The organism is Nocardia mexicana NBRC 108244, assembly GCF_001613165.1.
GTDB lineage: Bacteria > Actinomycetota > Actinomycetes > Mycobacteriales > Mycobacteriaceae > Nocardia > Nocardia mexicana.
The window spans coordinates 1-21,809 of record NZ_BDBV01000024.1; the positions used below are offsets into that span (position 1 = coordinate 1).

Annotated in this window: 21 protein-coding genes; 11 read left to right on the plus strand and 10 right to left on the minus strand. The window is 67.9% G+C overall.

All coding sequences use genetic code 11. The features are described from left to right. Positions 1–471: 471 nt before the first annotated feature. The 3 genes from NM1_RS09890 to NM1_RS09900 all read left to right on the plus strand — a co-directional run bounded on the left by NM1_RS09890 (position 472) and on the right by NM1_RS09900 (position 4,534). The gene (locus tag NM1_RS09890; protein WP_068017050.1) at positions 472–651 is read left to right on the plus strand and encodes a hypothetical protein; all 180 of its coding nucleotides are present in this window, start codon (positions 472–474) and stop codon (positions 649–651) included. 435 nt (positions 652–1,086) lie between these two features. Next, entirely contained in the window at positions 1,087–2,304 is a 1,218-nt protein-coding gene (locus tag NM1_RS09895) for a PucR family transcriptional regulator (protein ID WP_114699353.1), read from the plus strand. 934 nt (positions 2,305–3,238) lie between these two features. Beyond that, positions 3,239–4,534: a PucR family transcriptional regulator gene (locus NM1_RS09900; RefSeq protein WP_084519334.1), complete on the plus strand. Its 1,296-nt coding sequence runs from the start codon at positions 3,239–3,241 to the stop codon at positions 4,532–4,534. Between the two features lie 43 nt (positions 4,535–4,577). Here the strand turns inward: NM1_RS09900 and NM1_RS42125 are convergent, their stop codons facing one another. After that, a complete protein-coding gene (locus NM1_RS42125; protein ID WP_147288788.1) occupies positions 4,578–4,838 on the minus strand; it encodes a hypothetical protein in 261 nt (86 codons plus the stop codon). A gap of 132 nt (positions 4,839–4,970) precedes the next feature. On the opposite strand from NM1_RS42125, the gene NM1_RS42975 reads away from it, so the two are divergent. Continuing rightward, complete coding sequence (locus NM1_RS42975; RefSeq protein ID WP_169814227.1) at positions 4,971–5,135, plus strand: hypothetical protein; 165 nt, start codon at positions 4,971–4,973, stop codon at positions 5,133–5,135. A gap of 46 nt (positions 5,136–5,181) precedes the next feature. Here the strand turns inward: NM1_RS42975 and NM1_RS09905 are convergent, their stop codons facing one another. From NM1_RS09905 to NM1_RS09930, 5 genes are all read right to left on the minus strand, one after another. Next, positions 5,182–5,397, minus strand: a complete 216-nt coding sequence (locus tag NM1_RS09905) for an alpha/beta fold hydrolase (RefSeq protein WP_068017059.1) — start codon at positions 5,395–5,397, stop codon at positions 5,182–5,184. A gap of 124 nt (positions 5,398–5,521) precedes the next feature. Continuing rightward, positions 5,522–6,892, minus strand: a complete 1,371-nt coding sequence (locus tag NM1_RS09910; protein WP_084519335.1) for a nuclear transport factor 2 family protein — start codon at positions 6,890–6,892, stop codon at positions 5,522–5,524. Between the two features lie 74 nt (positions 6,893–6,966). Then, positions 6,967–8,115: a hypothetical protein gene (locus NM1_RS42130; RefSeq protein ID WP_147288789.1), complete on the minus strand. Its 1,149-nt coding sequence runs from the start codon at positions 8,113–8,115 to the stop codon at positions 6,967–6,969. A 159-nt stretch (positions 8,116–8,274) separates the two neighbouring features. Beyond that, the gene (locus NM1_RS43870) at positions 8,275–9,474 is read right to left on the minus strand and encodes an FAD-dependent oxidoreductase (RefSeq protein ID WP_068017071.1); all 1,200 of its coding nucleotides are present in this window, start codon (positions 9,472–9,474) and stop codon (positions 8,275–8,277) included. Positions 9,475–9,916: 442 nt separating this feature from the next. Then, positions 9,917–10,501: a TetR/AcrR family transcriptional regulator gene (locus NM1_RS09930; protein WP_246010630.1), complete on the minus strand. Its 585-nt coding sequence runs from the start codon at positions 10,499–10,501 to the stop codon at positions 9,917–9,919. Between the two features lie 125 nt (positions 10,502–10,626). On the opposite strand from NM1_RS09930, the gene NM1_RS09935 reads away from it, so the two are divergent. The 5 genes from NM1_RS09935 to NM1_RS09955 all read left to right on the plus strand — a co-directional run bounded on the left by NM1_RS09935 (position 10,627) and on the right by NM1_RS09955 (position 14,182). Beyond that, positions 10,627–11,469 carry an alpha/beta fold hydrolase gene (locus NM1_RS09935; protein WP_068017074.1) on the plus strand — a complete coding sequence of 281 codons (843 nt, stop codon included), beginning with the start codon at positions 10,627–10,629 and terminating at the stop codon, positions 11,467–11,469. A gap of 135 nt (positions 11,470–11,604) precedes the next feature. Further along, complete coding sequence (locus NM1_RS09940; RefSeq protein WP_068017077.1) at positions 11,605–11,979, plus strand: ArsR/SmtB family transcription factor; 375 nt, start codon at positions 11,605–11,607, stop codon at positions 11,977–11,979. Next, positions 11,976–13,049: an ACR3 family arsenite efflux transporter gene (gene arsB / locus NM1_RS09945; RefSeq protein ID WP_068017080.1), complete on the plus strand. Its 1,074-nt coding sequence runs from the start codon at positions 11,976–11,978 to the stop codon at positions 13,047–13,049. Before NM1_RS09940 ends, arsB begins: the two co-directional genes overlap by 4 nt. A gap of 16 nt (positions 13,050–13,065) precedes the next feature. Next, on the plus strand, positions 13,066–13,737 hold the full coding sequence (locus NM1_RS09950) for an arsenate reductase ArsC (RefSeq protein WP_068017083.1): 672 nt from the start codon (positions 13,066–13,068) through the stop codon (positions 13,735–13,737). 16 nt (positions 13,738–13,753) lie between these two features. Then, complete coding sequence (locus NM1_RS09955; protein ID WP_068017085.1) at positions 13,754–14,182, plus strand: arsenate reductase ArsC; 429 nt, start codon at positions 13,754–13,756, stop codon at positions 14,180–14,182. 211 nt (positions 14,183–14,393) lie between these two features. Here NM1_RS09955 and NM1_RS42135 read toward each other — a convergent pair whose 3' ends face one another. From NM1_RS42135 to NM1_RS09965, 3 genes are all read right to left on the minus strand, one after another. Next, the gene (locus NM1_RS42135) at positions 14,394–14,540 is read right to left on the minus strand and encodes a hypothetical protein (protein WP_157123882.1); all 147 of its coding nucleotides are present in this window, start codon (positions 14,538–14,540) and stop codon (positions 14,394–14,396) included. A 128-nt stretch (positions 14,541–14,668) separates the two neighbouring features. Beyond that, positions 14,669–15,754, minus strand: a complete 1,086-nt coding sequence (locus NM1_RS09960; RefSeq protein ID WP_068017088.1) for a flavin-containing monooxygenase — start codon at positions 15,752–15,754, stop codon at positions 14,669–14,671. A 55-nt stretch (positions 15,755–15,809) separates the two neighbouring features. After that, positions 15,810–17,186 (minus strand): NAD(P)-binding domain-containing protein, encoded by a 1,377-nt coding sequence (locus tag NM1_RS09965; RefSeq protein ID WP_068017455.1) that lies wholly within the window; start codon positions 17,184–17,186, stop codon positions 15,810–15,812. A 102-nt stretch (positions 17,187–17,288) separates the two neighbouring features. On the opposite strand from NM1_RS09965, the gene NM1_RS09970 reads away from it, so the two are divergent. Further along, a complete protein-coding gene (locus NM1_RS09970) occupies positions 17,289–18,146 on the plus strand; it encodes a helix-turn-helix domain-containing GNAT family N-acetyltransferase (protein ID WP_068017091.1) in 858 nt (285 codons plus the stop codon). 85 nt (positions 18,147–18,231) lie between these two features. On the opposite strand, the gene ppsA is transcribed toward NM1_RS09970, so the two are convergent. After that, complete coding sequence (gene ppsA, locus NM1_RS09975) at positions 18,232–20,604, minus strand: phosphoenolpyruvate synthase (RefSeq protein WP_068017094.1); 2,373 nt, start codon at positions 20,602–20,604, stop codon at positions 18,232–18,234. Positions 20,605–20,839: 235 nt separating this feature from the next. Between ppsA and NM1_RS09980 the strand changes: the two genes are divergently transcribed. Continuing rightward, the gene (locus tag NM1_RS09980) at positions 20,840–21,769 is read left to right on the plus strand and encodes a universal stress protein (protein WP_068017097.1); all 930 of its coding nucleotides are present in this window, start codon (positions 20,840–20,842) and stop codon (positions 21,767–21,769) included. Positions 21,770–21,809 lie beyond the last annotated feature (40 nt).

Sequence of the window (21,809 nt, forward strand, 5' to 3'; positions counted from 1 at the left end):
CCGGATCGCGATATCCGAGTATCGGGAGTTCGGCAGCTGACAGGCATGAGGAGTTGTGCAAGATCAACGTAACGGGCAATCGGGCAGCGAAAGTAGGACATAGCGGATGTTTGTGACGGCAACTATGCCGAACTCCGGCGTCTTGCTCGGTGTCATGACATGGCATCGCGATCGAATGACATGAGCCTGCGGATAAATATCGGAAGAAGACGTTCCGTCTTTGGTTCGGCGGGCCTCGGCTATTTGATCAGAAATGTGGTCACAATCCATCGGTGAGATTCTCGTGGATTATCATGACATGATCATCATAAGTGCTTCCGGATAATTGTGAATCGTCCCGACGGTGCGGAGGATAATCTTCTTCGGGGATACAAACTCTCGGAAATGTCTGGAGATTTTTCGTTGGGGCATGCTCAGATTGATCCGTCCCAGACCTGGGACATTTCACATGGCACTACCGAGGATGACTGTATGAAATCGAAGACTGTCCGCCCGCTCTCCGTCGTCGCGTTCGCGCTGTCCGCCACCGCTCTCGGCGCCGGTGCAGCCTCGGCGGATGCGCCCACGGCCACTCCGGTCGCAGGCTCTGTGGAAGTGTGTGTCCCCATTCCCGCGCCGACCGGCTCGGGTGAGCTGAGCTTCTGCCTGTAACCGGCTCGGCGAAGGTTGCCCGCGCGGCGGCGAGATCATTGATGGTGTGCAAGAGTCGGGGCTTCATTCCGGACTCGCCGCCGCGCGCAGCCAGGAATCGATAGTCGTTCAGGTCGCGCCAGGAGACAGCGGCTGTTGCTGGCAGAAGTCGCCCTATATGTGCGGTCTTGTACTTCGCTTTCATAGTTGTTGTGCCCGGTTGCGTTGATTTCGCTCTTGCTCAATTCATTGGCCGATTCCCTCGGGGTTGGGCGAAAACATCGTGGGAGCGTGGGGGTCCGTGTCGCCGCGGCCGTGAGTCCGGCGATTGGCAAGTTATCAGCGGGAAAGAAGGATTCGGCGATGTCAGGTGCCCGATCAATGCAATCCGGTTCGAACCCTTCGGATAGACGGTTGACCTCGTCTCTGAGTGATGTCCGTGCCGTTTCCCGGAAAATGGTGGGAGTATTCACCGAAAATATCGCCCCCTGCCGGACCTTGCCGGGGGAGCTGCTGCACGGTGACGTCACGTCGGTCACCCGCATGTGCCTTGAGTTGGCCCTGACCGTAGTCGACGGCGGTGACGTTCCCGCGAAGATCACCTGGCTGGAGGACGCCGCCGCGCAATGGGCACGCGAAGGTATCCCGCTCGACACCATCCATTCCGCGGTGCACGAAGGGTTCCGCCTCGGCACCGACCTCGTCCACGCCAGGGCCACCGCCGCCGACTTCGCGACGGTGAAGGGCCACGTCCGCCAGCTGCTGGATGTGCTCGACGTGATCACCAAGACGATGTCTCGCGCCTACGTGCGGGAACTGCGAGCCGTCGTCGCCGAGCACCACACCGCCGCCCACACCCTCACCTCCGCACTGCTGAGCGGACATACCGCCACCTCCAGCATGATCCGAGAATGCGGTATCGACGTCGTCGACGCCTACCACGTCCTCGCTGTAGCGCTTCCCCCGCATCCCGAGGAACAGCTCCCCGGCGTCGACGCCAAGGTAGTGGCCCGACGCAAGCTCCGCCGCGTGCAATCCGCCCTCGCCACCGGCCACCGCGGGCAGACACTGGCCCTGCTGAGCGTCACCGGCGGCACGGTACTCATCCCGGCCGCACTGCCCGACGGCGACCTCGACGACCTCGTCACCACACTCTCCCGGGCCGGGCAGATCCCGGTCACGGCCGCCACCGTGACCACCGACCGTGCCGACATCCCCGCCGCGGCGCATCACGCGCACGATCTGCTCGATACGGTTCAGCGCCTGCACCGCCGGCCCGGCCTGTATCGGCTCGGTGACCTCGCACTGGAGTATCAGCTCACCCGCCCCGGCCCCGGCCTGGACTCCCTCGTCGGCATGCTGAACCCGCTCGACGGACACCCGGAACTACTCCAGACCCTGGAAACCCACCTCGGCAACGGCCTCGACCGTCAAACCACCGCCCGCCAGCTGCACCTGCACGCCAACACCGTCGACTACCGCCTCAAACGCGTCACGAAACTCACCGGATACGACCCCAGCCGAGTATCCGATCAAGGACTGCTCCGCGCCGCGCTCATCGCCCGCGCCCACAACGGCGACACCGCCGCCGACCCCAGCGAATCCCCGACACGATCCACAGCACACGAAATACCACCACGTCGCCCGACACGGCCCAACCACACAGCGGTATGAACGCTAAGGGGTGACCCTAGGCCGCGCTCGGTGGGACGCGCTGTCCAGCAAGCGGTTCCAATCCGCATTCACGTCGGCTCCGACTGCTAGGTGGTGCGCGGTAGCCGCCTGACGGCTACCGGGCACCAGCTCGGATACGACCGGTGCCGACGGCAGGCGCACCATGAGCCGCTCCTGCTCGTCGGCACCGGGCCGCCGAGGTTGCCGCGCCTACGTCTTCGAGCAGCCGGGACGTCGCACCTGCGGAGGGCCGGGGCGGCGGATGTCCGTGCGCGCCGCCCCGGCCCGTATTCGATACTGTTGCCCGGCACCGCGCCGGGGCATCGGAGGGACCGCGCGGCGGCCGTATCCGACCCCGCGACCGTAGCGGCGGCGCTCTCGGTCGCGAGTCGAATAGTCAAGTGCGGCAGCAGTATTCGAATGGGCGGGAGAGCAGGATCCTTGCCTCCGCCCGTACGTCACGATAGTGCCACTGATGGTGCTTGTCCCAATCGGAACTGCGGTATTGTTGTGGGCCACAACAGATCTCGGAAAATTCTGCCCTGCCGAACATGATCTTGTTATTTGGAACATGGGACCACTCTCGCCCCCGACAACACGATGTCTCACAACCATCCAGGCAAGGCGCGTAAAACGCGCGCAGATGTCGAAACCGCACGCGGACTCACCTGCGCGCCTGGAATCCGCAGTGCTGCCACGAATGTGTGGGCCGAAGTATGGGCGCACCATCGCACCGGCAACGCGCTATGGCCGCCGAACATCACGAGACTGCGCGATTTCATAGTTCGCCGTTCGGCGAATTGGTTCCTGTCACAACGGTCCGCATGGTGTGTACCGACGGGGCCCCAAAGATCTTGTGGTGCGGGATGGAGACGCCGAGCTGCGGCTACGGTCGGCGCGAGTGAGGGATGCAGTCGGCGGGAAGGATGCGACGATGTCGGATACCTCATCGGTACGGCCCTATTCGGGAGCGCCGGGGCGTCGGCTGACCTCGCCCTTGAATGATATTCCGGCCCTGTCGCGAAAGATGGTCGGGCACTTCGTCGAAACGATCGCTCCGTGCCGCACCTTGCCGGGCGAGGCCCTCGACGGGGATGTCACCGTCGTCATCAGCCTGTGCTTGGAATTGGCGGTCACCGTTTTCGAAGGCGGTGACGTGCCCCCGACAATCACGCGGTTGGAGGAGGTGGCGGGGCAGTGGGCGCGGGAGGGAATCCCGTTGGATGCCATTCAGTCGGCGGTTTATGAGGGGATTCGACTCGGCGTCGATCTCGTCCATGCCGCGGCGACCTCCGCCGACGACTTCGAGGCGATGAAGGGTTTCGCTCGACGGCAACTCGATATCGTCGATGTGATCGCGCAGGCTATGTCACGCGCGTATGTGCGAGAACTGCGAGCAGTCGTGAGCGAACACCACACGGCGGTGCACACACTCACCTCGGCGTTGCTGAGCGGGCACACCAGCTACAGCTTGGCTCGCGAATGCGGCATCGAGGTGGCTGACTCATATCATGTTGTGGCCGTGTCGCTTCCACCTCATCCGGAGGAGCAGGCTCCCGGTATCGACGCCAAGGTGGTGGCGCGACGGAAGCTGCGGCGAGTGCAGTCCGCGCTCGCCGGTGCCAGCCGGCCGCCGGCGCTGGCGTTGTTGAGCGTCGACGGCGGCACCGTCCTCATTCCGGCGACACTGCCCGACGATGATCTCGACGCGCTCATCGTCAGGTTGTCGCGGGCGGGGCAGGTCCCGATCACCGCGACCGCAACGACAGCGGTCGTCGGCGAGATCCCCGCTGCCGCCCGGGAGGTGCACGGCCTACTGGCTACGGTCGAGCGTCTGCGGCGCCGCCCGGGGCTGTACCGGGTCGGCGACCTCGCCCTCGAACATCAGCTCACCCGCCCCGGCCCGGGGCTGAAGTGTCTGATCGATACGCTGGCGCCGCTTGACAGGTACCCGAACCTGCTGGAGACCCTGGAGCGATACATCGGCAATGACCTCGACCGCAAGTCCGCGGCCCGAGACCTTCATATACACGCCAACACATTCGATTACCGGCTCAAACGTATCGCGACGCTGACCGGCTACACCCCCAGCGTGCCATCGGATCTGGCGCGCCTGCGCGCAGCGCTGATAGCGCGCGGCCACACCGGGCGGGACACAGTCGATTACGGGCAATCCCTGAGCGGCCAGCACGTTCGGCCGGTCCGCCACGGCGACCGCGGCACCGGATGATCTGATACTTCAGCAAAGCCTGGCGTGTTGCCAATTTCGGCGTTCAGCTACGCAGACGTGCAAGTCCGCGGCCGCGTGCAAGTAATAGGATCGTGTCCGCGATCGTCATAGTGCTGCCATTTCTCGGCAATAATAATTTCCTGCAGACATTATAAGCAGAGGCGCTCGCAGTACAGGTGGCGCCAGCATTGGCAACTGCGTTCTTCGTGTTCGTCTTGTACGCCGTCAGGACAAATTCGCTAAAGCTATCATCAGGCATGATGACGGCCGCGATTTCCACGATGGAGTCTTTGTGACCGGCCACGGAACATTCGATAAGTTACTGTCGGGTAACCACAATATTCCGCGAAGAATGTAGTGCAGTTCGGGAGGACCGTGATTTTATGAGGACGTCCCGATCCTGGGATATCTCAAGTGGAAAATCGAGGTTTATTATATGAACTCCCGAATTGTTCGTCCGCTCGCCGTTGCCGCACTCGTGCTGTCCGCCGGCGCCCTGGGCGCCGGCACCGCTTCCGCGGCCGCCACCCCGGTCTCGGGCTCGGTGGAGGTGTGCGCCCCCATCCCGCTCGGCCCCGTCGAGTTCAGCCTGTGCCTGTGACCGGCCGACTCACGTGATAGACGGCGGTGGCGGGCCTCCCCACCCGTCACCGCCGGGTCGGCTGCCTCGGGCGTGGAGACAGCGTCTTGGTGCGCAGCCACGCCCGCAGGGCCTCGGTGACTTCCTTCGGCCGTTCCTCCATGACGTAATGGTCGGCTCCCCGGATCCGCACGAGGGTTGCCTGCGGAATCTTCCGTGCCAGGTCTTCGGCGATGCCGAGGGGGCACGGTTGGTCGCGATCGCCCCAGACGATGGTGACCACGCTAGGCCGAAGGCCGGATGCACTGCATCGGCGTGCGGTCGGACAGAGTCTTCACCCGTAGCAGGAGGGCTGTTGGTCACGCAGGCCGAGGATGTGGTCGCCGACTGCCGCGGCTATATCTACCTCACCGACAAGAATCAGGGCCTGTGGATCCTGCGCCGCACTCGGCCGGTCGCGCGTGGCCCCAGTACTCGTGCAGTGCGCTGATCCGGTCGCCGCGCACCTCGACGATGATCAACTCCCAATTGCGGTAGGCGGCAGTGGATTCCGAGATGCCGCGGGATTCGTACTCGTAGGACACGTGGTTACCGTCGGCCCGGACGCGCAGCCGCGTCCCCTGCACACGGTTGCCGTTGCGGCCGTGGAATCGTGTCCATTCTTCGATCGCGCGGCGCCCCTCGACGCCTTCGAATCGGCCCCGCGCGGGGTCGTCGGGGAACCAGAAGCTGAACTCGGGTGTCAGCATCTGGAGAAACGGCTGCCAGTCGCCGCTGCGCCAGCCCGTGTCGAACGCGTCCATGGCCCGGTCGGCGACGCGTGATGCGGCCGGTGTGGGCTCGGCGGTGCAGGCGGCCGCGGTGGCGGTGACAGCGCCGATGGTCAACAGCCGCAGCAATTCTCGCCGGGGGATGTGGCGGGATCGGCCGTCGACGGGGGCAGGGGTTGTCGGCGTCGTCTGTGCCCGGAGGCGGCTGTGCGCGGTCATGGCAGGGGGGCGTTCGGTGGAGTCGGTCGGCGTGCTGGTCTGGCCGGTCACGAAGTGGCTCCAGAGCCCGAAGGTGAGGGGTTGGCCTGGGAGAGAGAGGGATTCGAGGAAGCTGTGGGTTCCGGTGTGGTCGGTGTGGGTGGCGCCGAAGGTGACGCGGAAGCGGGTGGTGGCGCTGCGTTCGTGCGGCGGGAGCGGGGAGGGGAGCAGCTCGTCGAGTCCGGTGGCGTAGTCGGTGCGGTAACCGGTGTCGACGGGTTCGAGGGTGTTGGCCAGCACGGCGCCCGTTGCGGGGATGGTGATCAGGACGCCGCGTTCGCCGCTGCCGTAGCGGGTATTGAAGACCGCGACGTCGGCGATCGCGCCCGGATAGATCTCGGCGGTGCCGGAGCCGACCTGTGCGCCGGGAGGACACGCCGCGGGGCCGTTGCGGGTGAGTTCGGTGCGGTCGCAGGTGGGGAACCGGTCGGGGTGGAAACGGATGGACTTGTCGAACAGGAAGACGAACTGAGTTGCGGGTGCGGGCTTTTCGCCCGTTTCAGTGCGGCTCGTGCGATCGAATTCGACGGTGACGCCGGTGAGGTAGCCGTGGTCGGGTCGGACGGTGGCGGTGAGGGTGTCGAGGTTGGTCGGCCCGTCGACGGGATCTTCGGAAGGGGCCTCGGGGCCGCCGGGCGTGGGCGGGCCGACGGGGTGTGCGGCGGCGGGTGTGCCCGCGGCGATCAACGAGGCGAGGCTCGCGGCAACTGCGGTGAGTGCGCGCCGCGAGCGGGTGTGGCGGATTCTCATGCACGGCAACGGTATCGATTGTCGCGGAGCGGATTCAGGTCTGGACCGGACCTGGCGAAAATTCGGGCGGCCTGCTAGACGGGCGCTACGGCATCGGTCGGAGTGGAAGCAGGCGTTCCTGGAGGCCGGGACGAAGGCGCTGGACGAGGTGCCCTTCGCTCCGGCCGGGGAGCAGGGCACGCCGGAGCAGCGGCGGCTGCGGATGCAGAACGAGCAGCTGAAACTGGCTCTAGCGGAGGCGACAGTGCAATTGCGGGTGTGGCAGCACGGCGCCGCGTTGGTGGACCAAGTTCATTCGGTGACCTCGAAGCCCTGAGAGCGGCAGAAGGACGAGTGCGCCGAGGAGTGGCCGGCGTGGGGTATCGCAAGATCGCCGCCTTGATGCGCGCCGACGGCAAGGAGGTGCACCGGTCCCGGATGATTTGCAACACGATCGTCCGCTTGCGGCGGCGGAATCGCGCTGTCGGGCCTATTCGGGTGGGATCTCGGTGCGTGATCGGATATCGGTGATGTTGATGATGCGGAGTTCTGCGCCGTGTTCGGGGAGTAATTTCACGAAGCCGGGCGGGGTTCTCGAGGACGTAGCCCTGGAGTGTGCCGGTGTGGGTGTCGATGCGTTCCAGCGGAACCCAGGGAACCTGGATCGTGGCGGCCAGTGCCAGGGCGGCCAGGATCATGAGGACGCTGGTGTGGTCGAGCAGCCATTCGAAGCGGCGGGCTTTCGGATCTCGGCGCCACACCAGCAGCGGCGTGGCCAGGATAGCGCCGATGAGCACGGCCAGCGCCGGTACCCACCACATCCGGTAGGTGCCGACCAGGGCGATGGTGAAGACGGCGACCACGACCAGCGCGGCCATGGTGCCGAGGCTGTTCCAGTTGGGGCGGCCCAGGCTCGCCTGGTGGAGCACCGTCGCCGGTAGCAGGACGGCCAGTACCACGCCGACGAGGTGGGGGTCGGCCATCAGGGTGGCCACGATGATGCGCGGCACGTCACCGAGACCGATGGTGCCCGCGATCGAGAAGGCCAGCCGCCAGTCGTAGTGCGACACCGCCAGCAACCGCAGTGCCAGAAACAGCAGCGCGGCACCCGTGAGCGACAACCCTGCCCGCCAGCCCCCACCGCTGACCTCCGGATCGGGGTTCGGTGAAATATCCTGCGGCACAGTCAATTCAGCGGTGCCTGTATCCACTCGCGACGGTTTCGAGGGTGCGTTCTCGGTCAAGTGCCATGCCTTTCGATGTGGGGAATCGTCACGATGGGTGTCTGGCCGGTGTCGCGCGACGCGCCCCGCGGGCAGTGACCGACCGGCACAGCAATTATTCAGCACACGGGGGTCGGTGGTGGATGCATGGCCGATGCGGCGAGTCCGGCCCGCCGTAGCTCAGTTCGTCTGCAGCGTGGGCAGCGGATCCTGGCCGAAGTAGTCCTGGCCCCTGCGTGCGGACATGCGCACGGCCTCGAACCCGTAGGCACGCATCCGATCCTCGTAGCGGGCGATCGCGTCGCTGCCACCGGCGGCCAGGTCGGCGGCGAGCGCGGCGCCGTCGCGCAGCGCGGTGTTGGCGCCGGACGCGCCCGCCGAACTCATCGCGTGGATCGCGTCACCGACCAGGGTGATGGCGCTGGGTTCCCAGGCTTCGATGGGGACGCTGGTGCGTAGCGGGACGGCGAAGGTCGCCTCCGGGATCCAGTTCGCGACCATGGCCCGCAGACGCGGATGCCACTGCGCGACCTTGTCCAGCGCCAGCTCACCGATCTCCGCCCCCGACAGCGACCGCACGAGCTGTGCGCCGGGAAACCGCTCGGTGTGGATGAACAGGGCGTTGGTCATGTACGGCTCGCTGTCGCGCAAGCGCACCGTGGGCGCCAGCCGGGCGCACGCCGCGGCGACCGGTTCGGGATAGTCGACCGGTGCGATGCCCAGCACAGTCTTGTCCGGTGCGGCGAACATGCAGAACACCGAGTGCATCGGCGGGTCGAACAGTGCCCTGGTCCGCTCGGTGAGCGCAATCTTGCCGTAGATCTCCCACAGTCCGGTCTCACGAACCCGCATCTGAGGCAGATACTGCTGGCGCACAGCAGAATTCACGCCGTCGGCGCCGACCAGCATCCTGCCGCTGGCCTGCGTGCCGTCAGCGAAGTGCGCGCGCACACCGTTGCTGTCCTGGTCGTAACCGATGAACTGCTTGCCGAAATGCACCTCGATGCCCTCGAGCAGGATCTGACGCAGCGTGAACCTGTTGACGTTGAGATTGACCGGACTCGGTGCGGGCAGATCGACACTGGACACGAGTTGCTCGTCGTAGAGAATCGCCGCCGGCCGAGGATGACTCGAGGTCGTACGGAACAGCGCATGCAGATTCGCTGGCAGCACCGCCCGCAGCGCATCATCTCCCCGGGAATCGATAGCCAGCCGATAGCCCTGGCGACGGAACTCCGGGGACGGATCACGCTCATAGACCACACACGGGATGCCTGCCCGGCGCAGGCCCTGTGCCAGACACAACCCACCCAGTCCGGCACCGATCACGACGACCGGGGCTCCGGCCACATTGCCTCGAGAGAACGACAGATCAGCCATCACGAATGTCCCTTTCGTACCGACAGCGGTTCGACAGGGACGCACGGGCTGGCCCACGAACACCGGGGCGCTGGAGGGAGTTTCCGGCCTAACCCGTACCGGAACAAGGTCTTTCGCACGTCCGAAACCATCGTAACGAACCCGATATACCCAGGTCACCATGCCAATCATCACCAACCGGCACCCTTGACCAGCACCGAGAAAGCTGCACTCATCCCCGGCCCGCCGCCAGCTCTCACCTACCTGTTCCGGCCGCAACCGGCGCCCGCGATCTATCGTTGGCGGAAACGGCAGGCCGGGGTGTCCACCTCCACCAGCACATCTTCACCCGCCCACCGGTGCAGCACGAGATGTGCTGTGGCACAACGTCGATGTCCCCGGTCGTTGTAAAGTCCGACTGGACGAGGCCCTCGCCGATCTTGTACAGGGTAAGCGAACGCCGTCATCGAGGGGTTGCCGATGCGGTGTCCAGGAGCGCTTGTGCTGCGGCTCGGGCCTGGTGGGCGGATTCCGGGGTACCCGCGATTGCCGCGGTGGTTTGCGCGCCCTCGGCGAGGAGAGCGATCTGGGGTGCCAGCTCCGGCGGCGCGCCGATCTCGGTGACCAACCGGGCGACGTACTCGCCGAACGCCTGCTTGTGCGCCCGCACCGCGTCTTTCACCGCCGGCGAGCCCGAACTCAACTCGCCGTAGGCGTTGATGAACGCGCATCCCCGGAAGTCGGGTGACCGGAACCATTCGTCGAGGAAGTCGAAGATCGCCAGCAACCGCTCTCGGGCGGTCATCGTCGGCCGCACGGCCGAGGCCAGACCGTCGTCCCACATGGCGGACCGGTGCCGCAGCACCGCGACGATCAGGTCGTCCTTCGAACCGAACAGCGCGTAGATGCGTTTGAGCGAGACACCGGCCGCGGCCCGCACCGCGTCCATGCCGACCGCCTGAATCCCCCGCTCGTAGAACAGGGCGTCGGCGGCGGCGACGACCTGTTCACGCACGTCCGCGGCAGGTTGCCGCACCTGGTGATCCACCTCACACCTCCGGAGTGCTTGTGCCGAGAACGAGCGTTCTCTACGGTAGCAGATGTCGCGGAGAACGATCGTTCTCCGCGAGGTGGATCGAGGATCCACGCCATCCGAGTCGCGAGGAGTCAGTCATGGGGTTCATCACCGTCGGCACCGAGAACAGCACCGACATCGAGCTGTACTACGAGGATCACGGCACCGGGCAGCCGGTCGTGCTGATCCACGGCTACCCGCTGAGCGGTGACAGCTGGGAGTTGCAGGCGCGCGAGCTGCTGGACGCCGGGTATCGGGTCATCACCTACGACCGCCGCGGGTTCGGGCAGTCGTCGAAGGTCGGCGCGGGTTACGACTACGACACCTTCGCCGCCGACCTGAACGCGGTGCTGACGGCGCTGGACCTGCGCGAGGTCATCCTGGTCGGCTTCTCGATGGGCACGGGCGAACTGGCGCGCTACATCGGCAAGTACGGGCCGGGGCGAGTCGCCAAGCTGGCCTTCCTCGCATCACTGGAACCGTTCCTGGTACGGCGCGACGACAACCCCGAGGGCGTGCCGCAGGAGGTGTTCGACGGCATCGCCGCCGCCGCGCGGGCCGATCGCTATGCCTGGTACGCCCAGTTCTACAAGGACTTCTACAACCTCGAGGAGAACCTCGGCACACGCATCAGCGAGGAGGTCGTGCGGGCGAACTGGAACACCGCCACCGCCAGTGCACCGGTCGCCGCCTACGCGGTCGTCCCGGCGTGGCTCGAGGACTTCCGCGCGGATGTCGACGCGGTGCGCGCGGCGGGGCTGCCGACCCTGATCCTGCACGGGACGAAGGACAACATCCTGCCGATCGATGCGACGGGCCGCCGGTTCGCCGCACTCGTCCCCGACGCCGACTACGTCGAAATCGACGGCGCACCACACGGATTGCTGTGGACCCACGCCGACCAGGTCAACACGGCACTGCTGCGCTTCGTCGAAGCCTGACCGGGAATTCCGAGCGGCCGGATGGTCCACCCATCCGGCCGATCGCGGCCGGGATCTCGCCCGGGCCAGCACTCGGCAGGTGTGTTCATCGGATGTTCGTTTGCGTTCGATATCGATTACCGTCAATATCGACGTATGTCTAAGTCGGAGTTGCCGGTGGGTGTGCCCGGGTCGTCGTGTGAGGGGACGCCGCGGGTGCGTGAGCCGTTGGCCGCGGGGGACGCGGTGGAGATGGCACGGGTGTTCAAGGCGTTGTCGGATCCGGTGCGGTTGCGGCTGTTGTCGGCGATCGCGTCACGGGCGGGACAGGAAGCCTGCGTATGTGACATGTCCGACGGCTTCGACGTGACGCAGCCGACGATCTCCCATCACTTGAAGGTGCTGCGCGAGGCGGGGTTGCTGACCAGTGAGCGCCGCGCGTCGTGGGTGTACTACCGGGTGGTTCCCGAAGCGCTGCAACGGTTGTCGCGGATGCTGGCGGTCGAGGCCGGTCTGGAGGTGCTCGCGTGACCACCACGGCCGAACATCCTGCCGTTGTCGGCAAACTGTCCACCCTGGATCGATTCCTGCCGGTGTGGATCGGCGCCGCGATGGCCGCGGGTCTGCTGCTGGGGCGGCTGATTCCCGGGCTGGGTGATGCGTTGTCGGCGGTGGAACTCGACGGGATTTCGCTGCCGATCGCGGTCGGGCTGTTGGTGATGATGTACCCGGTGCTGGCGAAGGTGCGCTACGACCGCTTGGACTCGGTGACCGGCGACCGCGGCCTGCTGGTGGGGTCGCTGGTGCTGAACTGGGTGATCGGCCCGGCGTTGATGTTCGCGCTGGCGTGGCTGCTGCTGCCGGATCTGCCCGAATATCGGACGGGGCTGATCATCGTCGGCCTGGCCAGATGTATTGCGATGGTGATCATCTGGAACGATCTGGCCTGCGGTGACCGCGAGGCCGCGGCGGTGCTGGTGGCGTTGAATTCGGTGTTCCAGGTCGTGATGTTCGCGGTGCTGGGCTGGTTCTATCTGTCGGTGCTGCCGGGCTGGCTGGGCCTGGAGCAGACCACGATCGACACGTCGCCGTCGCAGATCGCGAAATCGGTGCTCATCTTCCTCGGAATCCCTTTGCTCGCCGGGTATCTCACCCGACGGTTCGGCGAACGCGCGAAGGGCCGCACCTGGTACGAATCCCGGCTGCTGCCTCGGTTGGGGCCGTGGGCGCTGTACGGGTTGCTGTTCACGATCGTGATCCTGTTCGCGCTGCAAGGCCGCCAGATCACCTCGCACCCGGTCGATGTCGTGCGGATCGCGGTACCGCTGCTCATCTACTTCGCGCTGATGTGGGGCGGCGGCTACCTACTCGGCGCGATGCTGCGGCTGGGGTATGAGCGGACGACGACGATGGCGTTCACCGCGGCGGGCAACAACTTCGAACTCGCCATCGCCGTCGCGATCGCCACCTACGGCGCGACCTCCGGACAGGCACTGGCCGGGGTCGTCGGACCGCTGATCGAGGTGCCCGTCCTCGTCGGACTGGTCTATGTGTCGCTGGCTTTCCGTAACCGTTTCTCTACCAATGCTGTTCGATCCTGAATCCGGGAGTCTCGTGATGTCCGACAATCCGCTCGCACACGCCGACCAAGTGCGCGACACCCTCACCATCGACCACCAGCTCGCCCTGAAGACCGCCGCGACCCGCCTGCAGCGCGAGTTCGCCGACGTGTTCGGGGTGGAGACGATCGAGAAGTTCCTGTATTCGTCGTTCAGCCAGTTCGCCTCCCGCGCAACGGTACTGAATTTCCTGCCGCTGCTGGCGGAACGGTTCGCACGCCAGCGACTGCAAGCCCTGGCGAAGGTGGAGGGCAAGGCACTGGTCGGCAAGCCGACGGTGTTGTTCCTGTGCACCCACAACGCCGGGCGCTCCCAGATGGCCCTCGGCTGGTTCACGCACCTGGCCGCCGATCGTGCCGTCGCCTGGTCCGGCGGCTCCGAGCCCGGTACGGAGGTGAACCCGGTCGCGGTCGAGGCGATGCGCGAGGCCGGGATCGATATCGCGCGGGAGTACCCGAAGCCGTGGACCGAGGAGATCCTGCAGGCGGCCGACGTGATCATCACCATGGGCTGCGGCGACGCCTGCCCGATCCATCCCGGCCGCCGATACGAGAACTGGGAACTGCCCGACCCGGACGGGCAGCCCCTCGACGTCGTGCGCGGCATCCGCGACCACATCGAGGGACAGGTACGGATCCTGCTCGCCGAACTCGACCTGCCCACCGCCTGAAAGGCTCCCCGCCGCAATGACTTCCACGACCGCCCCGAAACCGAAGCCGAGTGTGTTGTTCGTGTGCGTCCACAACGCCGGACGCTCGCAGATGGCACAGGGCTTCCTCACACACCTCGCCGGGGACGCGATCGAGGTCCGCTCCGCCGGGTCCGCGCCAGCGGAGTCGATCAACCCGGCCGCCGTCGAGGCCATGGCCGAGGCCGGGATCGACATCACCGCCCAGACCCCGAGAATCCTCGCGCCGGACGCGGTGCAGGCCTCGGATGTGGTGATCACCATGGGCTGCGGCGACGCCTGTCCGTACTTCCCGGGCGTGGACTACCGCGACTGGGTCCTCGACGACCCCGCCGGGAAGGGCGTGGACGCGGTCCGTCCGATCCGCGACCAGATCCGCAAACTCGTCGAAGAACTCGTCACCGAACTGCTTCCTTCCCGTTCCTGACCAGACGTCCGTCCTACCGGCTCGCGGGCGGCGGCCTCATGTCCTCCCCGTAACCCTGTCGGTCCGTGTTGGTCGGCTGCTGACCGAATGCGTGGGCGCGGCGCTTATCGCGGGCCTGGCACTGGCGGCGGCCGCCGCCCGGTTCGTGGTCTCCGCCGATCGTCAGGTGCTGGCTGCAGCGGTGATCGTCGCTGCCGGGTTCGCGACCCTGTCACTGCTGCCGGTTTTCGCTGGCGGCCGGACTGAGCGCGGAGGCCGCCACCGCCGCCACGACCGCGGCGGTGGCCCTCATGCTGCCCGGTACCAGGTACGGCAGACGGACCACCGCCGTGGTCGCGGGCGTCGTCCTCGGGGTCACCTCTGCCCTCACCGGGGCTCGCTACCTCGGCAATCCGGCGCTGGTGGCTGGTCACCTGATGCTCGGCACCGCTCCCGGGCTCACATTCCCGGTCGCGCTGGTCGTCGCCGCCGCGCACGAGCGGATGGTCACGCTCCGACATGACGCTCCCGCCCGGTGCGGGCTTCGGGGGCAAGGATTTTCGGGTGGCGGGCGAGGTGGGCGGCGTCGCGGCCGACGCCGCGTAGCGAGTTCGAGGCCGGGGTCCGCTGCCATTCCAGCCCGAGGTATCCCAGCCCCGCATGGGTGGTGGACACGCCTGCGCGGTGCCGCGGCAGCCCGCCGGGGGTGAGGGCGCCGAGGTCGGCCAGGTACGGCAGGTGTGGCCGGTAACCGGTGGCGGCGATGATCGTGTCGGCGCGGGTGCGGGTGCCGTCGGCCCAGACTGCGTTGTCGCCGTCCAGACGCGTGAACATGTCCCGTCGCGCGGGTTTCCCGGCGGTGAGGGCGGCGCGGTAGCGGCCGGTGTCGAGGACCGGCTGGGTCGGTGCCGTGCGCAGGAGGCGGCCAAGGGGTGCGCGGTCGAAGCCGGTGACGGTGAACCAGAAATGCACGTCCTTACCGAGGGGGCGTTGCGGTACGAACTTCACCGGGGCGCGGCTCGCCAGCGTCACGTCGGTGGTGGCGGCGAGTTCGGCGGCGATCTGTACGGCCGAGTTCCCGGCGCCGACCACGATCACCCGCTGTCCCTCGAACTCGTGCGGGTTCCGGTAATCGCTGGCGTGCACCAGTGTTCCGGTGTAGCCGTCGCGGCCGGGGAACTGCGGCAGGTGCGGGTTGTCGAAGGACCCGGTCGCGGCGACGAGCCGGGGCGCGGTGAACGAAACGTGGCCGGTGTGGGCGGTGAACCGGTGGCCGTCGTGGGTGACGGTGTCGACGCGATGACCGGTGCGGATGTCGGCGGCGAGGCGGGTGGCGTAGTCGCGCAGGTAGTCGGCGACCTCGTCGCGGTGCGGGTACCGGTCCGGGTCGCCGGGAAACGAAATCCCGGGCAGGGCACTGTATTTCGCGGGTGAGAACAGAGTCAGGGAGTCGTAGTAGCGGTGCCAGGACCCGGTCGGGTCCGGTCCGGCCTCCAGTACCAGCACAGACAGCCGATGGTGGGTGAGGTGATGGGCGGCGGCGAGCCCGGCCTGGCCGCCGCCGACGACGATCGCATCGTATTCGGTTGGCATGGTGAGCCTTTCACAGTCGGGCAGTGCTGTAGATGGCGGTGCCGGTCATCGCCGGTTACCGGGCGCCGCCCACCGGATCCAGCGTGATCAGCTGCGGTGCCGATGTCGGCGCCTGTGCGGCCGGTGCCGGGGCGCCGCAGCAGCCTCCGCCCGTGTCGCCCGATGCCGAGTCGGGGTCGTCGAACACCCCGGCACCGCCGCAGACCCCGGTCTCCGGCAGCGTGAGTTCCACCCGCGCCGCGGCGTCGTGATCCCCGGCGAGGGCGGCGGCGATGCTACGGACCTGCTCGTAACCGGTCATCGCCAGGAACGTCGGCGCGCGGCCGTAACTCTTCATCCCCGCCAGGAACAACCCCGGCTCCGGGTGCGCGAGCTCGTACACGCCGTGCGGGTAGACGGTGCCGCAGGAGTGCACGTTCGGGTCGATCAACGGCGCCAGCTGCACCGGCGCCTCCAACACCGGATCCAGGCCGAGGCGCAGCTGCGACAGCCACGACAACTGCGGCCGGAACCCGGTCGAGGCCACCACCCGATCCACCTCCTCGACCCGGGCGCCGGACTCCGACACCAGCACCACGCGGCCGTCGGCGGCGGGTTCGACGGCGGCGGTGCGGAACCCGGTCACCACCTGCAGCAGGCCGTCGTCGACGGCCTGCTTCGCCCGCGCACCGAGCGCGCCGCGCGCGGGCAGCTGATCGGCGTCGCCGCCGCCGAAGGTGTCGCCGACCTCGCCGCGGCGCAACACCCACGTCAATCTCGTGCCCGGCGCCTGTCGCGCCAGCCCGGCCAGCGCCACGATCGCGGTCAACGCCGAATGCCCACTCCCCGCGATCACGGTGTGCCGCCCCGTGTGCCGCGCGCGGACCGAGTCGTCACCGAGGTCCGGGACTCGATACGAGATCGACTGTGCCGCATCGGATTCCCCGAGTGCGGGCAGCCCGTCGGCGCCGAGAGGGTTCGGCAGCGACCAGGTCCCCGACGCGTCGATCACCGCCCGCGCCAGCACCCGCTCCTCCCGCCCCGCCACGGTACGGATGTGCACGGTGAACGGTTCGCCGTCGCGGCCGGTGTCGACCACGCGATCACGACCCCGCCGCCCGATGCCGACAACCTCGGTGCCCATCCGGATGACGTTGTCGCCCAGCGCATCCGCAAGCGGCAGCAGATATTCGCGTACCCAGTCCTGCCCGGTCGGATACGCCTGCGCGTCCGGCGCGACCCAGTCGGTGGTGGCGAGGAGGCGGCGGGCGGCCGGGGCGATCAGCTCACCCCACCGCGAGAACAACCGCACGTGATTCCACTCCGATACCGCCGCGCCCGCCGACGAACCGCGCTCGAACACCACAGGTGTCAGGCCCCGCTCCCGCAATTCGGCCGCCGCGGCCAGGCCGATCGGCCCGGCACCTACCACGACCACAGGCAATTCGTCCACCACACACTTCCTTTCATCGACGACCATCGATCGAATGACTCGAACTGTATCGACAGGCGTCGATGAATGCAACCATTGATGAGTGTCGATATAGTGGTGGGTATGACGTCGCTGGACATGCCGGTCGTACGTGACCCCTCCCGCGCCGAGGCGCTGCCGGTGGCCGACGCCACCACCTACGCGGCCTGGTTCGCCTGCCTCGCCGACCCCACCCGGGTCCGGCTGTTGCACGCCGTCGCCGGCCGCCCCGCCGGAATCGCGGTCGGTGAACTCGCCGACGCCCTCGGCGTCGGCCAACCCACCGTCTCCCACCACGTGCGCAAGCTCGCCGAGGTCGGATTCGTCACCGTGCACAAGGACCGCACCAGCACCATCGTCGCGATCAACCCGGCCTGCTGCACCGGGCTACCGCACGCCGCCGACGCCGTCATGGGCGTCCTCCCACCCCCGCAGTGCTGCCCCCAGGACGTCCCCGACGACGTCACCGTCCGTGCCCTCGACGACCGTGACTGGGACACGGTGCTGCGCATCTACGAACAGGGAATCGCCACCCGCAACGCCACCTTCGAGACCGAGGTGCCCACTCGTGACGACCTCGACGCCAGATGGCTGACCGGGCACCGGTGGGTCGCCGAGATCGATGGCGACGTGGTCGGCTGGGCCGCCGCCGGCCCGGTGTCGGCCCGCGACTGCTACCGCGGCGTCGCCGAAACCTCGGTCTACGTCGCCGAAGGCGTGCGCGGGCGCGGTGTCGGCAAGGCACTGCTCCGCGCCCAGGTCACCGCCGCCGACACCGCCGGACTCTGGACCCTGCAGACCTCGGTGTTCCCCGACAATCGCGCGGGCATCGCCCTGCACCACCAAGCCGGATACCGCACCATCGGACTCCGCGAACGCATCGCCCAACTCGACGGACACTGGCGCGACACCGTCTTCCTCGAGCGCCGCAGCCCGGGCTAGGTCGGCGTCGGGCCGACGGCGAGGTCGGCATCGGGACCGGTCCGCGAGTCGTCGGGTCGTTGCGGCCGTCGAGACGAAGAAGCGGTCAGTCACGATGCGATGGGTCGCTGTCTCCGGTTGACTTCTGCAATGCCCGGTCGAGCAGGATGCGCCGTTCGGCGGCCGCGACGGCCCGGCGGGCGGCGGGCAGGGCGTCGGGGGTCACCGAGACGGACGTGATGCCCATGCGCACGAGGTGTTCGGCGAACTCGGGCCGGGTCGAGGGCGCCTGCCCGCACAGCGACGAGGTGATGCCGAGGCGGCGGGCGGTGGTGACGATCTGCGCGATGGCGTGCAGGACCGCGGGATCGGATTCGTCGAACAGCTCGGCGCACTGCTCCGAGTCGCGGTCCACGCCGAGGATCAGCTGGGTGAGGTCGTTGCTGCCGATGGAGACGCCGTCGATGCCCAGGCCCACGTACTCGGGCAGCCAGTGCAGCACCGAGGGGACCTCGGCCATCACCCACCGGTGCATGCCGCGGTCGCGGCCCAGCGGTGAGGCGTCGACCAGTTCCAGGCACGCCTCGAGCTCCCAGCGGGTGCGGACGAACGGAATCATCAGGTGCAGATTGGGTGTCCGCTCGCGCACCCGGGCGAGCGCGGCGAGCTCCAGCCGGAACATCTCTGGTTCGCGGACGTACCGGTAGCAGCCGCGGTAACCGATCATGGGATTGTGCTCGACCGGCTCGTAGCGGGTGCCTCCGGTGAGCGCGCGGAACTCGTTGCTGCGCAAGTCCGTTGCGCGGTACACGACCGGCCGCGGCGCGAACGCGGAGGTGATGCGGTGGAGCGAGGACGACAGCTTCTCGATGAACGCGTGTTCCTCGCCGCGGGCGATCAGGTCGCGTGGGTGGCGGCCGTCGAGTGCCTGGGTGAGCAGGTTCTCCGCTCGGAGCAGGCCCACACCGTCCGCGTCGGTCGCCGCGACGCGCTCGGCGACCTGCGGGAGCGCCAGGTTGACATACACGCGAGTCGCCGTCGCCTCGGAGGGCGCCGAATTGCCTGCCGCACGGGCGGATTCGCCGATTCCCGCGGTCCGCGCGCCGCCTGACGCGCCTACTGTGGTGGCCGGGCCGCCGGCCGGTGCCGTATCCGCGCGGATCCGGCCGCTCGACCCGTCGACGATGACCCATTCACCGTCGTGCAGGTCGGTCGTGGCGGTGCGGGTGCCGACGACGCACGGCACGCCCAGTTCGCGCGCGACGATGGCGGCATGGCAGGTCATTCCGCCGCTGTCGGTGACCAGCGCCGCCGCGCGCGAGATCGTGGGCAGCCAGTCCGGATTGGTCATCGGCGCCACCAGCACCTCGCCGTCGCGCAGCGCGGAACTCTGTGCGGGCGAATACAGCACACGCGCCGCTCCGGCCGCGTGGCCCGGCGCCGCCGCCAGGCCACGCAGTATCACCTTCGCGGTATCCGGCTGGACCGCAACGGGTTTCGAGTCGGAGTTCTCGGGCAGCATGGTGATCGGCCGAGCCTGCACCAACCACAGCTGCCGGTCGTCGAAGGCCCATTCGATGTCCTGCGGAGTCCCGGAGTAGTGGCGCTGGACGTCGAGCGCCAGCCGCGCGACGGCGAGCACCTGCTCGGTGGTGAGCACCGGTGATTCGGATTCCGTGGCGGGCAGGTCGATGCGGCGGTCACCGTCGGGTCCCTGGACTATGGCGAAGGACTGCCGGCCCGGCCGAGATTCCAGCAGCGTCGGTCCGGCGGCGTCGAGTACATAGGTGTCCGGTTGTGCCGCCCCCGATACCACCACTTCGCCCTGCCCGCGGGCGGCGTCGATGACGACGCGGTCGCGGTTGCCGGTCGCCGGATCGGCGGTGAACGCCACCCCGGCGCACCGTGCGGTGACCATGCGCTGGACCACCACCGCCATCTCCGGACGGCGATGCATGTTCCGGCGGGCCCGATAGGTGAGGACGCGAGGGGTGAACAGTGATGCCCAGCAGGCGATCACGGCGTCCATCAGGGCGTCGTCGCCACGGATGTTGGTGCGGGAGAGATTCATGCCCGCGAAGGAGGCCGTGGCGCTGTCTTCACCGATCGCCGAGGAGCGGACGGCGACCTGGACCTGGTCGCCGAGAGCGCGATACGCCTCGACGACCGCATCGCGGACGGCCCTGTCTGGCTTGATGTCGAGCACGAGTTCCCGCATCCGGCGGCACAGTTCGTCCAGCCGGTTGCCGCTCTGCTCGGGCCCGGTGGCCGCCTGCAGCGCCTGTTCGTGCAGGGCGTCCAGTTCCGCACCGTGCGGTCCCTGCTCGACGACGCCCCGATACGCCGACCGCAACAGCACGAACCCCGGCGGCACCGGCAGCTGCGCGGCCACCATCTCGCCGAGATTCGCGCCCTTGCCACCGGCGCGATCGGCATCCGCCAACCGCAACTCCCGCAGGTCCGCCACATAGTCAGCCATCGCGGCTCCGATCGCTCGTCTGTCGTTCGGAGACAGCGTCGCGCGCGACGGGCGCCGGGTACTACGGCCGAAGGTCCCGGGCCGGGACGTCGATGGGCCCGGCGCGGCCGGTGGGCCGGACCAGTGGTCTTTCGGCGCGGGGCCGGTGACGATCGACCGCATTTCCGGGGAGCACTCGGCTCATACGGTTGAACCGGCTGCCGCTCGGCGACCAGGAGGGATTCGGAGGGCCGACATGACTTCTCAGCGCAGTGACGAGCAGAATCTTCTGGCCTCGGCGGCCGTGGTGGTCGGCGTGGACGGCTCGGAGGGCGCCGACCACGCGCTGCGGTGGGCGGCGCACTACGCGGCGCTGCGCGATCGCGAACTGCGCATAGTGCACGCGACAGATCTCCGTGGGATCCGCCGGGTCATCGGCACCTACAACGTCGTCGTGCCGCCCGTCGTCGAGGCCGTGGAAGCGCATGGGAAGGCGGTTGTCGGGCGGGCGGCCGACGCCGCGCGTTCCGTGTCGGCCGGGCTGCGGCTCACCACGATGGTTTCCGACGACCCGCCCGCCCGCCTGCTGATCGAACAGAGCAGCGGCGCCTTCGCGACTGTCGTGGGAGCGACCGGCTCGGCCGGAACCCTCGCACATCTGGGGTCCACCCTGCTCGCGGTGTCCGCCCACGGGCACGGTTCGATCGTGGTGGTCCGCCCGGATCCCGAGTCCGGCAACATCGTTCGCGACGGCGGCCCGGTTGTGGTCGGTGTGGACGGCAGCCGCGTGAGCGAAGCGGCGATCGCGGCCGCCTTCGCGGAGGCGGCCGAGCGGCGGGCCGATCTCGTGGCGGTGCACGTCTGGAGCGACTGGGATTACGGCCGATTCGCCGGGCAGGACGACCCGCTGCTACCCGGGGCCTGCCTCGAAGAAGCCGAGCGCGCCATCCTCGCGGAGCGGCTCGCCGGCTGGCAGGAGAAGTATCCCGATGTGCAGGTATGGCGCAAGGTCTACCTGTCGGCTCCGGTGCCGCACCTGCTCACCTGGTCGAAATCCGCACAACTGCTGATCGTCGGCAGCCGCGGCCGCGGCGGTCTCCGCGGCGCGCTGCTGGGTTCGACCTCGAATTCTCTTGTCCAGCATGCTGATTGCCCGGTAATGGTGGTTCATCCGGCGCACCGTTGAGCGGCGCACTGTGCGCCGCCCTGGATCGTGCCACGGGAGA

Excerpts from the sequence above, each read along its gene's own strand:
- NM1_RS09940 (WP_068017077.1), top strand. The coding sequence starts at position 11,605 with ATGTCTAAGTCGGAGTTGCCGGTGGGTGTGCCCGGGTCGTCGTGTGAG.
- NM1_RS09935 (WP_068017074.1), top strand. The coding sequence starts at position 10,627 with ATGGGGTTCATCACCGTCGGCACCGAGAACAGCACCGACATCGAGCTG.
- NM1_RS09955 (WP_068017085.1), top strand. The coding sequence starts at position 13,754 with ATGACTTCCACGACCGCCCCGAAACCGAAGCCGAGTGTGTTGTTCGTG.
- NM1_RS09910 (WP_084519335.1), bottom strand. The coding sequence starts at position 6,892 with ATGAGAATCCGCCACACCCGCTCGCGGCGCGCACTCACCGCAGTTGCC.
- NM1_RS09890 (WP_068017050.1), top strand. The coding sequence starts at position 472 with ATGAAATCGAAGACTGTCCGCCCGCTCTCCGTCGTCGCGTTCGCGCTG.
- NM1_RS42975 (WP_169814227.1), top strand. The coding sequence starts at position 4,971 with ATGAACTCCCGAATTGTTCGTCCGCTCGCCGTTGCCGCACTCGTGCTG.
- NM1_RS09980 (WP_068017097.1), top strand. The coding sequence starts at position 20,840 with ATGACTTCTCAGCGCAGTGACGAGCAGAATCTTCTGGCCTCGGCGGCC.
- NM1_RS09895 (WP_114699353.1), top strand. The coding sequence starts at position 1,087 with ATGGTGGGAGTATTCACCGAAAATATCGCCCCCTGCCGGACCTTGCCG.
- NM1_RS09970 (WP_068017091.1), top strand. The coding sequence starts at position 17,289 with ATGACGTCGCTGGACATGCCGGTCGTACGTGACCCCTCCCGCGCCGAG.
- NM1_RS09960 (WP_068017088.1), bottom strand. The coding sequence starts at position 15,754 with ATGCCAACCGAATACGATGCGATCGTCGTCGGCGGCGGCCAGGCCGGG.
- ppsA (WP_068017094.1), bottom strand. The coding sequence starts at position 20,604 with ATGGCTGACTATGTGGCGGACCTGCGGGAGTTGCGGTTGGCGGATGCC.
- NM1_RS09950 (WP_068017083.1), top strand. The coding sequence starts at position 13,066 with ATGTCCGACAATCCGCTCGCACACGCCGACCAAGTGCGCGACACCCTC.
- NM1_RS43870 (WP_068017071.1), bottom strand. The coding sequence starts at position 9,474 with ATGGCTGATCTGTCGTTCTCTCGAGGCAATGTGGCCGGAGCCCCGGTC.
- NM1_RS09900 (WP_084519334.1), top strand. The coding sequence starts at position 3,239 with ATGTCGGATACCTCATCGGTACGGCCCTATTCGGGAGCGCCGGGGCGT.